Origin of the sequence: Rubripirellula obstinata, assembly GCF_001642955.1 — a bacterium.
Lineage (GTDB): Bacteria > Planctomycetota > Planctomycetia > Pirellulales > Pirellulaceae > Rubripirellula > Rubripirellula obstinata.
This window is the reverse complement of sequence record NZ_LWSK01000301.1, coordinates 1-1,097: the sequence shown is the minus strand read 5'-3', so window position 1 is coordinate 1,097 and position 1,097 is coordinate 1. Positions and strand designations below refer to the sequence as shown.

2 protein-coding genes are annotated in these 1,097 nt (G+C 54.3%); both read left to right on the top strand.

Annotation, left to right across the window (positions count from 1 at the left end; translation table 11 throughout):
- Positions 1–895: methyl-accepting chemotaxis protein (locus tag RC85_RS25965; RefSeq protein ID WP_238383254.1), on the top strand; the 895-nt coding region annotated here is incomplete at its 5' end.
- An 11-nt stretch (positions 896–906) separates the two neighbouring features.
- Positions 907–1,097, top strand: a 191-nt coding sequence (locus RC85_RS25960) for a hypothetical protein (RefSeq protein WP_157594115.1), incomplete at its 3' end; no start/stop codon positions are given.

The window sequence follows — 1,097 nt, the reverse complement described above, 5'->3', positions numbered from 1 at the left end:
GCTCAAACGCGTTTTCCGCCGATTTCAGTCTGACGTTGGTTCGGAGCTTGGCGTGATTCTGGGCTGTGGGCTCGAGATCTCTCGCACGACGGAGGAACTGGTTACCGGTTCTGAATCGCAGTCCGAAGCATTTGAGAAAACGAACACGCTTGCCGAGCAACTTGCCGATCGCGTTGGATCGATTTGTGGCCATGCGATTCGCACGCAAGAGGCTTGCAAGGCTACCCGGACGGCCGCCGAAATGGGGCTGAGTCAGGTCGCCACGCTGGCGGACGAAGTTCAGGAAGTCAAAAAACAATCTTCGCTTCGTGAACGGAAACTACAGGCTCTGGGCCAGCATGCCCGTGAGGTCGAGTCCATCTTGCAGACGATTGGAAACCTGTCATCGCGAACTGACTTGTTGGCGTTGAACGCTTCGATCGAGTCCGTCAGAGCGGGAGAACATGGCCGCGGTTTTGCATTGGTCGCGGAGGAAGTTCGTGCCCTCTCGGAACAGTCGGCTCAGGCTGTCTCCGATATTACGGCTCGGCTGGAACTGATTCAACTGGAAACTGCTCAGTCGTTGACGATGACCACCGGAGAGCAAACTCAGCTTGGCCAGGTCTTCGACCGCGTGACTCGATCCCTTGAGGTGTTGGAAAACATCTGCAAGGCATCAACCGCATCGAACAGCGGACTCAATGAGATCACGTTGAACTCCGATGAGCAAATGAAGCTGACTCAGGATATTGTCGAAACGTTGCAGCGAACTGCTGAAACGGCACGCATCAATCGCAGTCGGGCTCAGGGAGCGAATTGGAAAGCGAAATCGTTCGGAGATCTTAGCGCGAAAATTGAATCGACGTTTACTCGCTTTGGTGGCGAACCAGTATCCAACGCTCACAGTGTGCAGTAAGGATGAAATCGATGAACAACGTCGCTGAACAACTTGAAAACGCCTGGGCGCCGATCCGGGAATCGATGACGACTGCAATCGTTCGCGATGAAAATGCGCTGGAAAAACTTGCGTTGGAACTGACGGAATTTGCCCACGTCAGCAGGACTGTCGGCAAAGAAGAACTGTCGAGAGGTGCGGATCAACTGGCACGTCTGGCAGA